Source organism: Staphylococcus sp. GW821-FHT11H10 (genome assembly GCF_058807855.1).
The window spans coordinates 13,054-29,916 of sequence record NZ_JBXARC010000008.1; the positions used below are offsets into that span (position 1 = coordinate 13,054).

Sequence of the window (16,863 nt, forward strand, 5' to 3'; positions counted from 1 at the left end):
AGGAGATTGGACATGCAAAAGAATATTTTAAAGAGTGGCATCGAAATTTCAGAATTAGGGTTAGGTTGTATGAGTTTAGGTACAGAGTATGCTAATGCTGAACCTATCATTGAAAAAGCGATCGAAAGTGGTATCACTTATTTTGATACTGCTGATATTTATGATAAAGGGACTAATGAAGAAATTGTGGGCAAAGCTTTAAAAAAATATCAAAATCGTGATGATATTGTAATTGGAACAAAAGTTGGAAATCGTCCTACTGAAGATGGAGGTACAACATGGGACCCTTCTAAGAAATATATTAAAGAAAGTGTAAAGGGATCATTAAAACGATTAGGACTAAATCATATAGATCTATATCAATTGCATGGTGGTACAATAGATGATCCATTGGATGAAACGATTAGTGCATTTAATGAATTAAAGCAAGAAGGTATCATTAAGGCATATGGTATTTCTTCAATACGCCCAAATGTTATTGATTATTATTTAAAACATAGTGAAATCGAGACAATTATGTCACAATTTAATTTAATTGATAATCGTCCAGAACAATTATTGAATGACATCCATGCGAAAGGCGTTAAAGTGTTAGCACGCGGACCTGTATTTAAAGGGTTGTTAACTTCCAATAGTATTGATGCTTTAGATCATAAATTTAGTGAGGGCATATTTGAGTATACACATCATGATTTAGGAGAAACTATTGCCTCTGTTAAAGAAATAGAAAGTAATCTTAGTGCTTTATCTTTTGAATATTTAAAATCTCATGATGCACTTGGCGCAATTATCGTTGGCGCTAGTTCGCCACAACAATTAGAAGAAAACGTTAATAATTACAATAAAAAAGTAAGTCTTGATCAAGTGAAGGCAGCTCGAGAAAGAGTTAAGAACTTAGAATATACTCAACATTTAAAATAGATAACATGCTTAATTAATTTTTAAATAATCACTTAGGTGTTTGGGACATTAAATTAAAAACTTGTCCTAAACACCTTTTTGTTTCAATTTGAATTAATTTAATACTGCTTTAAATATCTATGTTTATCATGTTCACTTTCTTCTTTAATGACTACATTCATGATTTCCCCTCTTAATATTAGCTCATGAAATTTAAAATCTATAAATGATTGTTCGGCAGAATCTAATGAATCATAATAGTCTTGCCCTAATAAATCTGTAATAGTAAAAATTGATTGTGGTGATAGTGCATTCACATTCTCAATACATTGTTTAACATCTCGGTTCACACAACATAACATACCATCACTCCTATTTACTGTTTGTTTTTAAATAAAAATGGAAAAAGCGATTCAATAAATCTAGGAAATATTTGATAAAATTTTAAAGTGGAGTGCATCCATTTAGGTTGATTGATTTCACATTTACGTTTAATAATACCGTCAATAATATCTTTAGCTAATAAAGTTGGATCTAACATCATTGCGTCATACTTGTGTGCATATGCAAGACTTGGGTCTGCTTTTTCGTGAAAAGGCGTTCGAACAGGTCCGGGATTAACTGACATGACATGGTAAGATGGATGTTCTAAACGAAGTGCATTTAGAACTGCATTAAAAGCCGCTTTAGATGCACCATAATGAGCCGCATTTGCTTGTGTGATGAATGCTGCTTGACTCGAAATTCCTACAATACTCGCATGTTTGGATAAATATGGCAGTAAAGCATGCAGTAATAAATTAAAACCGATGATATTAACTTCGTAAGTTTCTAACATTTCATTAGTGGAATGTTGACTTATCGATTTAAAATACCCAAGCCCAGCACTATAAATGATACCGTCAATTTGAGTATCGATATATTGTGGTAACATGCTAATAGCATTTTTATCTTGCAAATCACAAGTTAGCATTTGTACTCTCTTTTCAAATGGTTTGAAGTTGATTTGTTTATACTTTTCTTTGTTCCTAGCAAGAATTGTAACATGAGCCCCTTTTTTGATAAGTCGCTTAGTGATTTCAAGCCCTAATCCACTAGTGCCTCCAGTAACGATATAATGTTTACCTAACATAGTAATACCCTCTTTAATTATGATTAAGATTATAATAACTTAAATCATTTCATTCATAAAGTTATCTATTGATATAAAAAGAAGTGCCCAGGGACCACCTGAGCTAAAGCTCATGCGTATAGTAGCACTAACTTTTATAAAAAGAAGTGCTACTTATATGTTACTATGGTTTTATAAATTAAAGAGTGAGGATGATGTTGTCAATGAAATTAGTATTTTATGGTGCAGGAAATATGGCACAAGCAATCTTCAAAGGTATAATTAATTCAAAAAAATTAAAGTCACATGATATTTACTTAACGAATAAATCGAATGAAGAAGCTTTAAAAAATTTCGCTGAGGAATTAGGTGTTGAATACAGCTACGATGATGAAAAATTATTACAAGACGCAGATTATGTCTTTTTAGGTTCTAAACCTTATGATTTCGAAAAAGTAGCACAAAGAATTCAACCATACATCAATGAAAACAATCGCTTTATTTCTATTATGGCTGGTTTACCTATCAATTATATTCAGGAACAATTACAAGTTGAAAATCCTATCGCTCGAATTATGCCTAATACAAATGCACAAGTTGGTCATTCTGTAACAGGTATTAGCTTTTCAGGAAATTTTGGACCTAAATCAAAAGAAGAGGTTAACGATTTAGTAAATGCTTTTGGTTCAGTAATTGAGGTGGATGAAGACCACTTACATCAAGTAACTGCGATTACAGGAAGCGGTCCTGCATTTTTATATCATGTCTTTGAACAATATGTTAAAGCAGGTACAGATTTAGGTCTTGAGAAAGATCAAGTTGAAGAATCAATTAAAAATTTAATTATTGGTACAAGTAAGATGATTGAAAGATCAGATTTAAGTATGGAACAGTTGCGTAAAAATATTACTTCTAAAGGTGGAACAACTCAAGCGGGTTTAAATGCATTAGCTCAACATGATATTGAAGCAATCTTTAAGGATTGTTTGAATGCGGCAGTTCGTCGTAGCGTTGAATTATCTAAAAATGAAGATAATTAAATTTTAATGTAAAAGAGACTAGGATAATGATTTCTATGTGAATTCTAAATCCTAGTCTCTTACTTTGTAATTTTAATTATACTTATTTTAAAAAGTTAAAGTATTAGTAGTATTTAAATTATAAACGTATCAAAATCTTTAACAAATTCAAAATTTGGAACATCCTCATGTGTTTTTAATTGTTGTTTAATAAGTTGAATATTCTCGTGATTATAGCGATTACTTAAATGTGTGATTAAGCATCTTTTAACATTAGCTTGCTTTATTAATTCAAAAACATCTTCAATATGACTATGGTGATAATTATTTGCTAATGTTTTTTCGCCTTCAATGTATGTAGCTTCATGAATCATTACATCAGAATCTTTAGCAATGCTCAATTCTGACTGACATGGTTTTGTATCACCAAAGATGGATATAATTGGTCCGGGTTTAGCTGGTCCTTTAAAATCATCCGAATTATATACTTGTCCTTCATGTTCAAAATTATCATAAGATTTTACTTCTTGATATTTTGGTCCAGGATATAAACCAATTGATTTAAGTGCCTCAACATCAATTGTTCCTGGTGTTGTCGGAGATTCAATGCGATAACCATAAGAAGGGATACCATGATTTAACAAATGTGCACTAATTGAGAATCCTTTATGATGATATGTGAAATGATTATCAATTTCTATATAAGTAATCGGATAGTTTAGATGAGATTCAGATAATCTTAGAGTAGTCTCAATAAATTGTTGTAAACCTCTAGGACCAATAACTGTCAGTGGTTTGTCTTCTCCACCTTGAAAAGAACGGCTTGTTAGTAGTCCAGGCAATCCAAAAATATGATCTCCATGCATATGCGTTATAAAAATATGGTCAACTTTTCCTAGCTTAATTGAATGATGTAATATTTGATGTTGTGTGCCTTCTCCGACATCAAATAGCCATATACTATTCGAAAAAGGCTCAAGGTTTAAAGCTATAGCTTGAGTATTTCTCTCTTTAGTAGGTAACCCAGCACTTGTTCCGAAGAATGTAACTTCCATGCATATGCCTCCTTTTCCTTCATTATATTTTATCATATGTGGTTATTTTTGCTATAAAAAGACATAAATTAAATGCATGAGATACATTTTGAGTTATAATGATATTAAATTGTGCATCATTCCATTATATAAGTGCCCTAGCAAAATAAGAAAAATTAGGCAAATAAGTTTGAAGCGGTGCAAATATAATTTATAATAATACAATCATAGTATTAATAGAATTGAGGTTTTGAACTTGAGTAAACATTCTAAACATATTCCTTGTTTAATTACTATTTTCGGTGCTACCGGAGATTTAAGTCATAGAAAATTATTTCCATCACTATTCCACTTATTTCAACAAGATAATTTAGATGAACATATTGCAATAATTGGAATTGGACGTAGAGATTACACGAACGAAGTCTTTCGTGAACAAGTTAAAAGTTCTATCCAAAAGCATGTCAAAGATACGGATCAAATTGATGCATTTATGGAACATGTCTATTATTTTAAACATGATGTAAGTGATGAACAAAGTTATGATTCATTATTGAGTTTTTCAAATGAATTAGATTCACAATATCAGTTAAAAGGAAATCGCTTGTTTTATTTAGCAATGGCACCTCAATTCTTTGGTATTATTTCGGATTACTTAAAATCATCTGGTTTAACCGATACTACTGGTTTTAAACGATTAGTTATTGAAAAACCATTTGGCAGTGATTTAAAATCGGCTGAGCAATTAAACAATCAATTAAGACGCTCATTTAAAGAAGAAGAAATATACAGAATTGATCATTATTTAGGTAAAGATATGGTTCAAAATATAGAAGTCTTGCGCTTTTCAAATGCGATGTTTGAACCATTATGGAATAATAAATACATTTCAAACATTCAAGTAACGTCTTCAGAAGTATTAGGTGTTGAGGACCGTGGAGGTTATTATGAATCTAGTGGCGCATTAAAAGATATGGTACAAAATCATATGTTACAAATGGTTGCCCTTTTAGCTATGGAAGCGCCAATCAGCTTAAATAGTGAAGATATACGTGCTGAGAAAGTTAAAGTATTGAAATCACTTAGACAGCTTGATCCTCAAGAAGTAAAACAAAATTTTGTACGTGGACAGTATGATGAAGGATTTGTTGAAGGTGAAAAAGTCATTGCTTATCGAGATGAAGATCGAGTAGCCGAAGATTCAAATACTCCAACTTTTGTATCAGGCCGACTAACAATTGATAACTTCCGTTGGGCTGGCGTACCTTTTTATATTAGAACGGGAAAACGTATGAAATCTAAATCGATTCAAGTTGTAGTTGAGTTCAAAGAAGTACCAATGAACTTATACTATCAGACCGATAAATTGTTGGATTCAAACTTATTAGTTATTAATATTCAACCTAATGAGGGTATATCACTTCATTTAAACGCGAAAAAGAACATCCAAGGTATTGATACAGAACCCGTTCAATTATCATATGCAATGAGTGCTCAAGATAAGATGAACACTGTTGATGCCTATGAAAATTTACTATTCGATTGTTTAAAAGGTGATGCTACAAACTTTACACATTGGGAAGAATTAAAATCTACATGGAAGTTTGTTGATGTTATACAAGATGAATGGACAATGAATGAACCTAACTTCCCTAACTATGAGTCAGGTACAAATGGACCATTAGAAAGTGATTTACTATTAAGTAGAGATGGTAATCATTGGTGGGATGATATTCAGTAAACAGAGAATTGATGAGCCTATAGTGAAGCCTTTTGGACTAAAGTAATATTTTGAGTTAGTATTATTTTAATAGTCGCTACCTAAATTGAGCATGTGCTCATAGCCATCCTCTATCAACTATATTCATTCTTATGGTGGTGGGACAATGAATTGATTTTAAATTCTGTCCTACCACCCTTTTTTATTAAAAAATTTTCAATATGGCACATGTTAAGATGTATATTTTCTAAAAATAAGGTAAAATAAAAGTTAATGATTGTAAATTTATTGGAGTGAGAGTTTTGGACGTTATCAAGCAGATACAACAGGCAATTGTATTTATCGAAGATCGTTTATTAGAGCCGTTTAATTTGCAAGATTTGAGTGATTACGTTGGTCTTTCTCCTTACCATCTTGATCAATCATTTAAAATGATTGTTGGACAATCACCTGAACAGTACGCACACGCAAGAAAAATGACTGCAGCTGCTAAAGAAATGGTTCAAAGTTCTTCGAGGTTAGTAGATGTCGCAAAAAAGTATAACTATCATAGTTCAAATGATTTTGCGAATGATTTTAGTGATTTTCATGGGATTTCACCAATTCAAGCATCTACGAAAAAAGATGAATTAAAATTACAAGAACGTTTATATATAAAGTTGACAACTACTGAACGAGCACCTTATCCATATAGACTAGATACCACGGAAGATATAGCATTAGTAGGTTATGTACGTTATATTGAATCAAATAATTTATCTAATCCTTATAAAGTTCCTGATTTTTTAGAAGATTTAATTCTTGATGGTAAAATTAAAGATTTAAAAAGGTATAATAATATAAGTCCATATGAGTTATTTGTAATCACTTGTCCATTAGATAATGGATTGGAATTATTTATTGGTGTTCCAAGTGATAGATATCCATCTCATTTAGAAAGTAGAATATTACCTGGAAGACATTATGCGAAATTTAATCTCCAAGGTGAAATAGACTATGCGGTTAATGAAGCTTGGTATTATATCGAATCAAGTTTACAACTTACTTTACCTTATGAAAGAGATAGCTTATATGTTGAAATATATCCCTTTGATATCTCATTTGAGGACCCATTCACTAAAATTCAATTATGGTTGCCAATTGAACAAGAAAATTATGATTTGTAAAAAATCAAAGAAATACATTCTCTAATCAAAACACCATATCTTTTTGCAAATCTATAACGATAAATGTTATAATTTAACTAACAAGAATATCTGCATTTTATGCACCAATCCCCTCACTATGCCAGTAGTGAGGGGATTTTTTGGTGTGGCTTGTCGCCTATTTACTTATTGTTACGGTTTCGAAGCCAATACGAAAATAACGTAACAATACAACCACTTGTTACTGTGGCTATGATGTGCACAAGAATATCTGCCATTTTAGCACCCCCTCCCTGCGTATAGATAAACGCCTGAGAGATAGGCGACTTATTTATTATATCATCTCTAATATATGAGTCATGTATTATTTATGGCTGTAAAATGATTTTTTATTCTTCCAATGAAAAAGAGGTTAGGACAAAAATAGTATGTCCTAACTTTGCTTATAAATTATATTTCTGCTACAAATGCTTCGAATGGCTTAAGTGATGTTGCATCTAATTGACTATTGTAGTTATGTAATTTGATTGCATCCTCTTCGATATCAAAAGGTAATGTTAATGAACTTTGTTTATCAGTTAAATTACCTGCAACCACTACAGTTTTGCCTTCTAATTGTCTAGTATAAGCAAACACATTTTCATTTTCTGCATCAATTAAATCAAACTGTCCATACATATATATATCATGCGATTTTTTTAATTGAATCAATTTTTTGTAAAAATTAAGTACAGAATGCTCGTCTTCTAATTGATGAGCTACATTAATATCTTTATAATTTGGATTAACTGGGAACCAAGGTTTTCCCTCTGTGAAGCCACCATTTGTAGAATTATTCCATTGCATAGGTGTACGAGAATTATCACGATTTTCCATTCTATACTTATCTAATAATTGATCAACGTCTCCACCTTGTTCTTTTACAATTTGATATTCATTTCTAACCGCAACATCATTAAACGTTTCAATACTTTCAAAAGGATAATTGGTCATACCAATTTCTTGTCCTTGATAGATAAACGGTGTACCTTGCTGTAAGAAATACACAACGGCGTGGCTTGTAGCAGATTCAAACCAGTAATCTTTATCGTTACCCCAAGTTGATACACGACGAGGTTGATCATGGTTTTCTATGAAAAGTGCATTCCAACCAATTCCTTCTAGTCTCTTTTGCCAGCGGTTTAACACCTCTTTATATGATTTAACGTCAAATTGAGAATCACCTGTACTCCATAAACCTAAATGTTCAAATTGGAAGATCATATTGAATTTACCTTTATCTTCTCCAACCCACTCTTCTGCATTATCTGGATTTACACCATTCGCTTCTCCAACAGTCATAATATCATATTGGCTTAGTGACTCATCTTTCATTTCTTGTAGCCAATTCTGAATACCAGGTTGATTCATATCTACATCAAAGGCTGGAGCATATTTTTTTCCTTCTGGTACAGGTAGGTCACCAGCTTCAAATGTTTTCTTAATATGGGTTATAGCATCGACACGGAATCCATCAATACCCTTTTCAAACCACCAATTCATCATGTTAAATACTGATTCACGTACTTCAGGATTATCCCAATTTAAATCTGGTTGTTTTTTACTAAATAAATGGAAGTAATATTGATTAGTGGTTTCATCAAATTGCCATGTTGAACCATTAAAAATGCTCTCCCAATTATTTGGTTCAGAACCATCATCCTTAGGGTCTGCCCATATGTACCAGTCTCTTTTTGGGTTATCTTTACTAGATTTTGATTCAATAAACCAAGGATGCTCATCAGATGTATGGTTAACGACTAAATCTAATATTAGTTTCATACCACGGTCATGTACACCTTTTAATAGACAATCAAAATCTTCCATTGTACCAAATTCATCCATAATATCTTGATAATCACTGATATCATATCCATTATCATCATTAGGTGATTTATACATTGGACTTAGCCAAATAACATCAATACCTAAGTCTTTAAAATAGTCTAATTTTTCGATTACACCTGGTAAATCACCAATACCATCATTATTACTATCATTAAAACTTCTTGGATAAACTTGATACGCTACTACTTCTTTCCACCAATTTTTATTCATAATTATGCTCCTTTATATTTTTGTAGTTGATACCCTTTCAACTATTTGTGTTGAAATCAATTTTTCTCTAAAAGAAATAGTTTCATTTCTTAATACATCAATGATTGTATTCCCTGCTGTGAAGCCTAATACATCTGGGTTAATGTTTACGCTTGTTTGAGATGGTGTTGCATTTTCAGTGAGAAAAGATGTATTAAACGTGGCAGTTTGTATATCCTCTGGAATGCGTAGTTGATATTCATAAAGCACATTTAATAATTGCATATTTAACATAACATCAGACGTTATAATCACTGAAGGCATATGACTAGCATCAATACAATATTGCTTTATAAAATCACGTAAATCATTCATGGACTTTATTACGACACAGTCATTTGAAATTTTAACGTCGTCGCAGTATTGTTTAAATCCTACTGATCTGTCTTCTGTAACTGCATAATGTCCAGATTCTTGTAAAAATAATATATGTCGGTGTCCTAAATGATATAAATATTGTGTTAATTGATAAGCTGCATCGATATTATCATTATCAATATGTATTATATTTTCGTAGTTCAAAGATTTCCCAACTATAAGATAAGGAACTTTAAACTCATTAAGTAGGTGCTCAATAGGATCATCTTTCAGTGAATATAAAAGAATAAATCCATCCACACTTTTAGATTGAATCATTGTTTTTACTTCATGATATAAGTCCCCGCTATTTTCCGACACAGTCATTCTAGTTGAATAGCCTCTTACATTACATGCCTGATTAATACCATTAAGAACATCACTATTAAATGGATTTTGACGTATTTCAGGGGCGGAACTTTTCTGTATTAATCCAATGGTCAATGTTTTATTTGTTATTAATGTTCTTGCAGCTTGATTAGGTATGTATCCTAATTTGGACATAGCTGCTTTGACTTTATTTGAAGTTGACTCACTAATTTTCGCATTGTTCCGTATCACCCTCGATACTGTTGATGTAGCTACATTTGCCTCTTTGGCAACATCTTTAATTGTAACCGTTGCATATCACCTCAATCTTAAAACTTTAGTAAACGCTTTCAATTAACTTATATTTTCATGGTATAGAATTCATATTAGGAAGTCAATCATTTAATGCAATCGTTTGCATAATTTTTTAAAAAAGAAGTAAACCATTGAATTGGTTTACTTCTGTAACTAGTATGCGATTACTCTTCAACCCATTGAGTATGGAAGATACCTTCTTTATCTTTACGTTCATACGTATGTGCACCGAAATAGTCACGTTGTGCTTGAATTAAGTTCGCTGGTAAATTTTCAGAGCGGTAACTATCATAGTAGTTTACGCTGGCAGAGAATCCAGGTGTTGGTACGCCGTTACGTACACCTGTTGCTACTACATCTCTCAATGCATCTTGATATTCTGTAACAATACCTTTGAAATAAGGATCTAATAAAAGGTTTTGTAATTCTGAGTTGTTATCATAAGCGTCTTTAATTTTTTGTAAGAATTGAGCACGAATAATACAACCTTCACGCCATATCATTGCTAAATCGCCTAATTTTAAATTCCATTCATTTTCTTCACTAGCTTTACGCATTTGCGCAAATCCTTGTGCGTATGAACAAATTTTACTCATATATAAAGCTTTACGGATTTTTTCTAAGAATTCCTCTTTATTACCAGTAAATTCTGCTTTAGGACCGTTTAATTCCTTAGAAGCATTCACACGTTCTTGTTTAATTGATGAAATGAAACGAGCAAATACTGATTCAGTAATAATCGTTAAAGGAATACCTAATTCTAAGGCATTGATAGAAGTCCATTTACCTGTACCTTTTTGACCCGCAGTGTCTAAAATCTTTTCGACAAGTGCTTCATTGTCATCATCTAATTTAGTAAAGATATCACCAGTGATTTCAATTAAATAACTTTCTAACTCACCAGCATTCCATTCTTTAAATGTCTTAGAAATGTCTTCATGTGACATACCTAATAAATCTTTCATCATCGCATAGCTCTCTGCAATAAGTTGCATATCTGCATATTCAATGCCATTATGAACCATTTTAACGTAATGTCCAGCACCATTTGGTCCAATATATTCTACACATGATGCACCATCTTTTGCTTTAGCAGCAATTGCATCTAATATATCGCTCACTTTATTATAAGCTGCTTCTTGACCACCTGGCATTAATGAAGGACCAGTAAGGGCACCTACTTCACCACCAGATACACCCATGCCAATAAAGTTAATACCACTTTCAGCTAAGGCTTTATTACGACGGATAGTATCTTGATAATTAGTGTTACCACCATCAATTAAAATGTCATCATCGTCTAACAATGGAAGTAAACTGTCAATTGTTGCATCTGTTGCAGGACCTGCTTTAACCATTAATAAAATTTTACGTGGTTTTTCTAATGAATTAACAAATTCTTCCAAAGAATATGTTGGGTGGATTTGTTTACCTTTAGATTCATTAACCATTTCATCTGTTTTTTCGCTTGAACGGTTATATACAGAAACGCTATAACCGCGTGATTCAATATTCCAAGCGAGGTTTTTACCCATTACTGCTAAACCTACTACACCTATTTGTTGAGTCATATTACTTACCTCTCTCATTCAATTTTTCAATAGTATTGTATCATAAAACTTGAAAGTACTTCACTAAACTAAATTACGATTTAGCTACTAAGTCAATAATTTTGACAATTTGTTTAGCCAATTGATTAAGTGAATTTACTGAAATACGTTCAGATGTCGTGTGAATATGTTCGTAGCCCACACCTAAAATGACTGTAGGGATTCCAAATGTATTAATAATACTGCCATCTGAGCCGCCTCCAGCAATAACAGTATCCCCTGCTAATCCAAGTTCTCTAGCACTATTGATAGCAAATTGAGTTACTTTGTCATCATTTTCTAATTTAAAACCAGGGTAGCTCTTCTCAATGATAACTTTTGCTTCACCACCTAATTCTTGTGCGGTAGTCTCGAATGTTTCCTTCATATGAATAACTTGTTGTTCAATACTTTGATTATCATGTGAGCGTGCCTCAGCTTCTAAAACTACTTCATCAGCAACGATATTTGTAGCAGAGCCGCCATGAAATTTACCTATATTAGCAGTAGTATAGTCATCAATTTGTCCTAACTTCATGCGACTAATAGCTTTTGCAGCAATGTTTATTGCACTAATTCCTTCTGAAGGTGTACTAGCATGAGCTGTTTTCCCTAAAATAGTCGTGTTTATGACCATTTGAGTTGGTGCTCCTACTACTGTTGTGCCAACGGGTTGACTAGCATCAACTGCATAACCAAACTCAGCGTCAATGTATGTTGAATCTAGTTCTTTAACCCCTTTAAGACCAGATTCCTCACCAACAGTAATTATAAATTGGATTTGGCCATGTGGAATTTCATTTTCATTAAGATATTGAATGGTTTCAATTATTGCTGCTAATCCCGCCTTATCATCAGCACCTAGAATGGTACTACCATCAGAATAAATATAACCATCCTCTTTAATTTGAGGTTTAATATTTATTCCAGGTACAACAGTGTCCATGTGACTTGTGAAGTAAATTTTAGACACATCTTCTTTCGCACTAGTGGCTGGTAAAGTACAGATAAGATTATTAGCACCTAACCATGACTTTTCTGATGCATGATCTTCAGTTACATTTAAACCTAGTTCTTCAAATTTCTTTTTTAAAATGGGTTGAATGACTTCCTCATGTCCTGTTTCAGAATTTATTTGGACTAATTCTAAAAATGTTTCAAGTAATCGTTGACTGTTTATCATTATGACAAAACCCCTTTCTCATTTGATTTCTATTTTAACTAATTTTCTACAATATCAAAAATAAATTGATTGCCATTTGTATAAAAATCATTTATGGTTAATTTATATATTAAGTAAAGTGTATTATGTAAGTGTTTTTAAATAAGGAGCGTTAAATAGTGAATAATAAAGTATTAAGAATTATAATAATTGTAATGTTGATTGCAATTGTTGCAGCATTACTACTCACAAGTTTAGTGCCACTAATGCATTAATCTTCGCAATAAAAAAGAGTTCAGGACATAAATTTCCAGGATAAGTAAATAAAGACAATTTCTATTGGAATTATATAGAAATTGTCTTTTTTATAATGTTTTTGATTAATTTCAGCTCGTTGAGCTGCTACTTTTCTTATAGTAAGTGCCATTAGCGCAAATCCTAGTTTTCTTTTGGTTTTATTTATCCCTCGAACGGAAATTCGAGGGAAACCCCAAATAGCTTTCATAAATCTAAAAAAAGGCTCCACATCAATTTTTCTTTGACTGTAGTTGGTTTTTGTTATTGGTTCTGAAAGCTTTTTATTAATTTGGGCTTTAAAATATTCCCAATTATAGTCCTTCATTATTTTTTTATTTGTTTTTAAATTGAAGTTCATACATTGTTGTTTCAGCGGACATTCTGAACAATCATCACATTCATATAATTTAAAGTCTCGTTTAAAAACATTCTTATCATGGCGATAGGCATATCTTTTGAATCCTATTCTTTTATTGTTCGGACAATTGAATTCATCGAATTCGGTCTCAGGGATTGTTTCAACAATATCATTTACATTTCTTGAAATATCATTTGTTGAGATAAGAACTGAAGTTTCCATAGGTAGAGTAAGTTGAGTCATGTTATAATCTTTATACATAAGCCACCTCGTTAATTTAGTTTAGTGAAGTTTATTAAATTATACGAAAGTGCCTTATTTTTTAAAGTATTTGAATGTAAAATTACATATAAATACAAAGTATTTTGGCGAGACTCTTGAGGAAACAGGACAAGCTGAAGACTACAGGCTGAAGCTGTCCCCTAAGAAAGCGAGCCAACAATACGAAGTATTGTAAATAAAGAAGCCAGTAAATGAATTTATAAAAACTCATTTACTGGCTATTTTGCTAGGAATTATGTACTAGCCTCTTTTTATTTAAGTACTAATTATATTTCATTGTGTAATCGTAGTGATCCAAATTGAGATTTAATGTTTAAATACTCTTCTAGTTCATTTAATATTTGCATCATACTTGAACGTGATTTTAAAGATTGATGAGATTTAGGAAGTGGTAATTCGTCTAGTGATAAACGGATTTCATACAGTGAATGTAATCGTAAAGCAGTATAATCATTACTATTTACGTTATTACCAATTTCTGACATTAAATGAGATACATCAGTCAATAATGGGTCATCGACAGTGACTTGATTTAATAACGGTTTAATTCTACGCAATAATTCAAGTTGTTCTTGTCTCATATCAAAATAGTGATAATATGAATTTTCATTTCTAATAAAATGATTTTTAACATCTCTAAATGCGATAGATTTGGCCTTTCGAATGTCTAATTGAAGTTTTTCGAAAGATAAAGTAAAATCATTATTATAATTTGAGCAAGCTTCGCTATATGTCATAAAGATTTCTTTAAAGCCTTTTTCTATATCTTTCTTAAAAGAAACTAATGTTTTGTCTAAACTTGGCATAATTAAATTCATAATGAATGCGATTCCTAATCCAATAGTTAATAAGAGTAATTCATTAATGATTAAATGTAAATTAATCGTTGTTGCATTGAAAACATGTAATAATATAACACAACTAGTTACAACACCCTCTTGAACTTTCAACATAACAGTTATCGGAATAAATAATAATACAATCAATCCCAAAACAAGCGCATTCTGACCTAATAAGCTAAAAACCAATGAACCAAACAGTAGAATTAGTATACAAGATACAAATCTTGATACGATAGCTTGTACTGAGTGAACTTTAGTATGTTTAATACATAATACAATGAGGATAGCACTTGATGCATAATTATCAAGCCCTATCCATTTAGCTAAAATAACACCTAATGTGATACCTACTGCTGTTTTAAGCGTTCTAAATCCAATCTTATAAGGATTTAACTTTAACATTAGTAAATCCTCTTATCTTTCGTCGCAATATTTATCAAATAGGCCTTGTAACTGATTAATAACATCCATTACATCATGGCCTTCAATTTGATGACGTTCAATCATTTCAGTGATTTTACCATCTTTAATTAATGCAAATGATGGACTTGAAGGTGCATAACCCTCAAAATAGTCTCTAGCCTGTTGCGTAGCCTCTTTATCTTGTCCAGCAAATACTGTAACAAGTCTATCAGGTAGTTTATCATAGTGTAACGCATGTGATGCTGCTGGACGTGCAATTCCTCCCGCACATCCACAAACTGAATTAACCATTACTAATGAAGTTCCATTTTGTTGTAATACTTTGTCAACTTCATCTGCAGTTGTTAACTGTTCATATCCCGCATTTTCAATTTCATTACGAGCTTGTTCAACCACGCCATTCATATATAAATCAAAATTTAAATCCATTTAAATCACCTTTCAATCTTTTATTTATTCAATGCTATTCTACTAAATATAAGTGTTAGAGTTCAAATAGCTTGTCCAGGGAATATGATATATCATTTTAAACTAGTAAATACTTGTATTTTCTATTGTGAATTGTTCAATACGTTCTTTAACTTGAGACATGAAGCGCCCTGTTTGAACACCATCAAGTATTCTATGATCAATCGAAATACACAAATTAACCATGCTTCTAATTGCAATCATATCATCAATAACGACTGGTTTTTTTACAATAGATTCTACTTGTAAAATCGCTGCTTGTGGATGATTTATAATTCCCATTGATGAAACGGACCCAAATGTACCGGTATTATTAACAGTAAATGTTCCACCAGACATATCTTCTTGTGATAATTGTTTATTTCTTGCTTTAAGTGCTAGTTCATTTATCTCTCGAGCAATCCCTTTGATTGATTTTTCATCAGCGTGTTTAATAACAGGCACATATAATTTATCTTCATCTGCTACAGCAATTGAAATATTAATATCTTTATGAAGAATAATTTCTTCTCCATCCCAACTACTATTTAATAGTGGGTTTGATTTTAATGCTTCAGCAACAGCTTTTACAAAGAATGCAAAGAAAGTTAAATTATAACCTTCGTTCTCTTTGAACGAATTTTTATGATGATTTCTAGTTTTTACTAAGTTAGTTGCATCTACTTCAAGCATCATCCAACCATGAGGGATTTCAGTTACACTTGTCACCATGTTTTGAGCTATTGCTTTACGAACACCTTTGACTGGTATAGATTGACCAATCTGACTCTGAGTAGAATACACGTTGGATTTCGTATGTTCAAAATTAGATTGTGAATTGTTATTTATTTTCGGTTTCTGATGACTTGAATTAATATAATTTTCAATATCTTTTTTAGTCACACGTCCTTCGAAACCCGTGCCAGGAACTGATGATAAATCAATATCATTTTCAGATGCAATTTTAAAAACTACTGGTGAATATCGACCGTTATTAAGTAATGATGCTTGTGTATGTGCATTTGATTTAACAGAATGACTTACTTCTTTATCAGAAGTATTTTTTGAAGCTGATGCTGACGTTTCGACTGTTAAAGTATCATTACCATTTATATTTAAATCTGTTGAATCCTTAACGGTTTCAATATCGGTATTTTTAGTGTTGGTAGAATTATCTGTTTCAGAAGTTTCAATTTTACAAATAACATGATCTATTTGAACTGTTTCACCTTCTGAAACTAAAATTTCAGTGATAGTACCAGATACAGTTGAAGGTACTTCAGCAGTTACTTTATCAGTAATTACCTCACATAAGGGTTCATATTCATCAACATAGTCACCAACTGAAATAAGCCATTGCTCAATAGTACCTTCATGAACACTTTCGCCTAGTTTTGGCATTTTTATATCCATAACT

Annotated in this window: 16 protein-coding genes and 1 pseudogene; 5 read left to right on the forward strand and 12 right to left on the reverse strand. The window is 31.8% G+C overall.

Going from position 1 to position 16,863, the window contains the following annotated elements; genetic code table 11:
• Window positions 1-12: 12 nt before the first annotated feature.
• Window positions 13-921, forward strand: coding sequence for an aldo/keto reductase (locus AC1RRU_RS05915; protein ID WP_016931103.1), 909 nt, complete (start codon window positions 13-15; stop codon window positions 919-921).
• 98 nt (window positions 922-1,019) lie between these two features.
• Here the strand turns inward: AC1RRU_RS05915 and AC1RRU_RS05920 are convergent, their stop codons facing one another.
• Together AC1RRU_RS05920 and AC1RRU_RS05925 are read right to left on the reverse strand one after the other, a co-directional pair.
• On the reverse strand, window positions 1,020-1,262 hold the full coding sequence (locus tag AC1RRU_RS05920) for a hypothetical protein (RefSeq protein WP_011275711.1): 243 nt from the start codon (window positions 1,260-1,262) through the stop codon (window positions 1,020-1,022).
• 14 nt (window positions 1,263-1,276) lie between these two features.
• On the reverse strand, window positions 1,277-2,032 hold the full coding sequence (locus AC1RRU_RS05925) for an SDR family NAD(P)-dependent oxidoreductase (RefSeq protein WP_011275710.1): 756 nt from the start codon (window positions 2,030-2,032) through the stop codon (window positions 1,277-1,279).
• Between the two features lie 203 nt (window positions 2,033-2,235).
• Here AC1RRU_RS05925 and proC point away from each other — a divergent pair, with 203 nt between their 5' ends.
• Window positions 2,236-3,051 carry a pyrroline-5-carboxylate reductase gene (gene proC, locus AC1RRU_RS05930; RefSeq protein ID WP_493196467.1) on the forward strand — a complete coding sequence of 272 codons (816 nt, stop codon included), beginning with the start codon at window positions 2,236-2,238 and terminating at the stop codon, window positions 3,049-3,051.
• Between the two features lie 113 nt (window positions 3,052-3,164).
• Here proC and rnz read toward each other — a convergent pair whose 3' ends face one another.
• On the reverse strand, window positions 3,165-4,085 hold the full coding sequence (rnz, locus tag AC1RRU_RS05935; protein WP_011275708.1) for a ribonuclease Z: 921 nt from the start codon (window positions 4,083-4,085) through the stop codon (window positions 3,165-3,167).
• A gap of 235 nt (window positions 4,086-4,320) precedes the next feature.
• Between rnz and zwf the strand changes: the two genes are divergently transcribed.
• Window positions 4,321-5,805: a glucose-6-phosphate dehydrogenase gene (gene zwf / locus AC1RRU_RS05940; RefSeq protein WP_011275707.1), complete on the forward strand. Its 1,485-nt coding sequence runs from the start codon at window positions 4,321-4,323 to the stop codon at window positions 5,803-5,805.
• Window positions 5,806-6,086: 281 nt separating this feature from the next.
• Window positions 6,087-6,950 (forward strand): AraC family transcriptional regulator, encoded by an 864-nt coding sequence (locus AC1RRU_RS05945; protein WP_011275706.1) that lies wholly within the window; start codon window positions 6,087-6,089, stop codon window positions 6,948-6,950.
• Between the two features lie 161 nt (window positions 6,951-7,111).
• On the opposite strand, the gene AC1RRU_RS05950 is transcribed toward AC1RRU_RS05945, so the two are convergent.
• From AC1RRU_RS05950 to AC1RRU_RS05970, 5 genes are all read right to left on the reverse strand, one after another.
• Window positions 7,112-7,207, reverse strand: a complete 96-nt coding sequence (locus AC1RRU_RS05950) for a type I toxin-antitoxin system Fst family toxin (protein ID WP_011275705.1) — start codon at window positions 7,205-7,207, stop codon at window positions 7,112-7,114.
• A gap of 172 nt (window positions 7,208-7,379) precedes the next feature.
• Entirely contained in the window at window positions 7,380-9,026 is a 1,647-nt protein-coding gene (locus AC1RRU_RS05955; protein WP_046464807.1) for a glycoside hydrolase family 13 protein, read from the reverse strand.
• A 12-nt stretch (window positions 9,027-9,038) separates the two neighbouring features.
• A complete protein-coding gene (locus AC1RRU_RS05960) occupies window positions 9,039-10,034 on the reverse strand; it encodes a LacI family DNA-binding transcriptional regulator (RefSeq protein ID WP_029376657.1) in 996 nt (331 codons plus the stop codon).
• Window positions 10,035-10,210: 176 nt separating this feature from the next.
• Entirely contained in the window at window positions 10,211-11,617 is a 1,407-nt protein-coding gene (gene gnd / locus AC1RRU_RS05965; protein WP_011275702.1) for an NADP-dependent phosphogluconate dehydrogenase, read from the reverse strand.
• A 73-nt stretch (window positions 11,618-11,690) separates the two neighbouring features.
• The gene (locus AC1RRU_RS05970) at window positions 11,691-12,818 is read right to left on the reverse strand and encodes a M20/M25/M40 family metallo-hydrolase (RefSeq protein WP_011275701.1); all 1,128 of its coding nucleotides are present in this window, start codon (window positions 12,816-12,818) and stop codon (window positions 11,691-11,693) included.
• Window positions 12,819-12,976: 158 nt separating this feature from the next.
• On the opposite strand from AC1RRU_RS05970, the gene prli42 reads away from it, so the two are divergent.
• Window positions 12,977-13,072, forward strand: coding sequence for a stressosome-associated protein Prli42 (prli42, locus tag AC1RRU_RS05975; protein WP_011275700.1), 96 nt, complete (start codon window positions 12,977-12,979; stop codon window positions 13,070-13,072).
• 20 nt (window positions 13,073-13,092) lie between these two features.
• Here prli42 and AC1RRU_RS05980 read toward each other — a convergent pair.
• The 4 genes and pseudogenes from AC1RRU_RS05980 to AC1RRU_RS05995 form a co-directional block, all read right to left on the reverse strand.
• Window positions 13,093-13,590, reverse strand: a pseudogene (locus AC1RRU_RS05980) (transposase); the annotation flags it as partial.
• A 410-nt stretch (window positions 13,591-14,000) separates the two neighbouring features.
• Window positions 14,001-14,978, reverse strand: coding sequence for an aromatic acid exporter family protein (locus tag AC1RRU_RS05985; RefSeq protein WP_011275698.1), 978 nt, complete (start codon window positions 14,976-14,978; stop codon window positions 14,001-14,003).
• 12 nt (window positions 14,979-14,990) lie between these two features.
• On the reverse strand, window positions 14,991-15,428 hold the full coding sequence (brxB, locus tag AC1RRU_RS05990; protein ID WP_011275697.1) for a bacilliredoxin BrxB: 438 nt from the start codon (window positions 15,426-15,428) through the stop codon (window positions 14,991-14,993).
• Window positions 15,429-15,530: 102 nt separating this feature from the next.
• The gene (locus tag AC1RRU_RS05995; protein WP_011275696.1) at window positions 15,531-16,859 is read right to left on the reverse strand and encodes a dihydrolipoamide acetyltransferase family protein; all 1,329 of its coding nucleotides are present in this window, start codon (window positions 16,857-16,859) and stop codon (window positions 15,531-15,533) included.
• Between the last annotated feature and the right edge of the window lie 4 nt (window positions 16,860-16,863).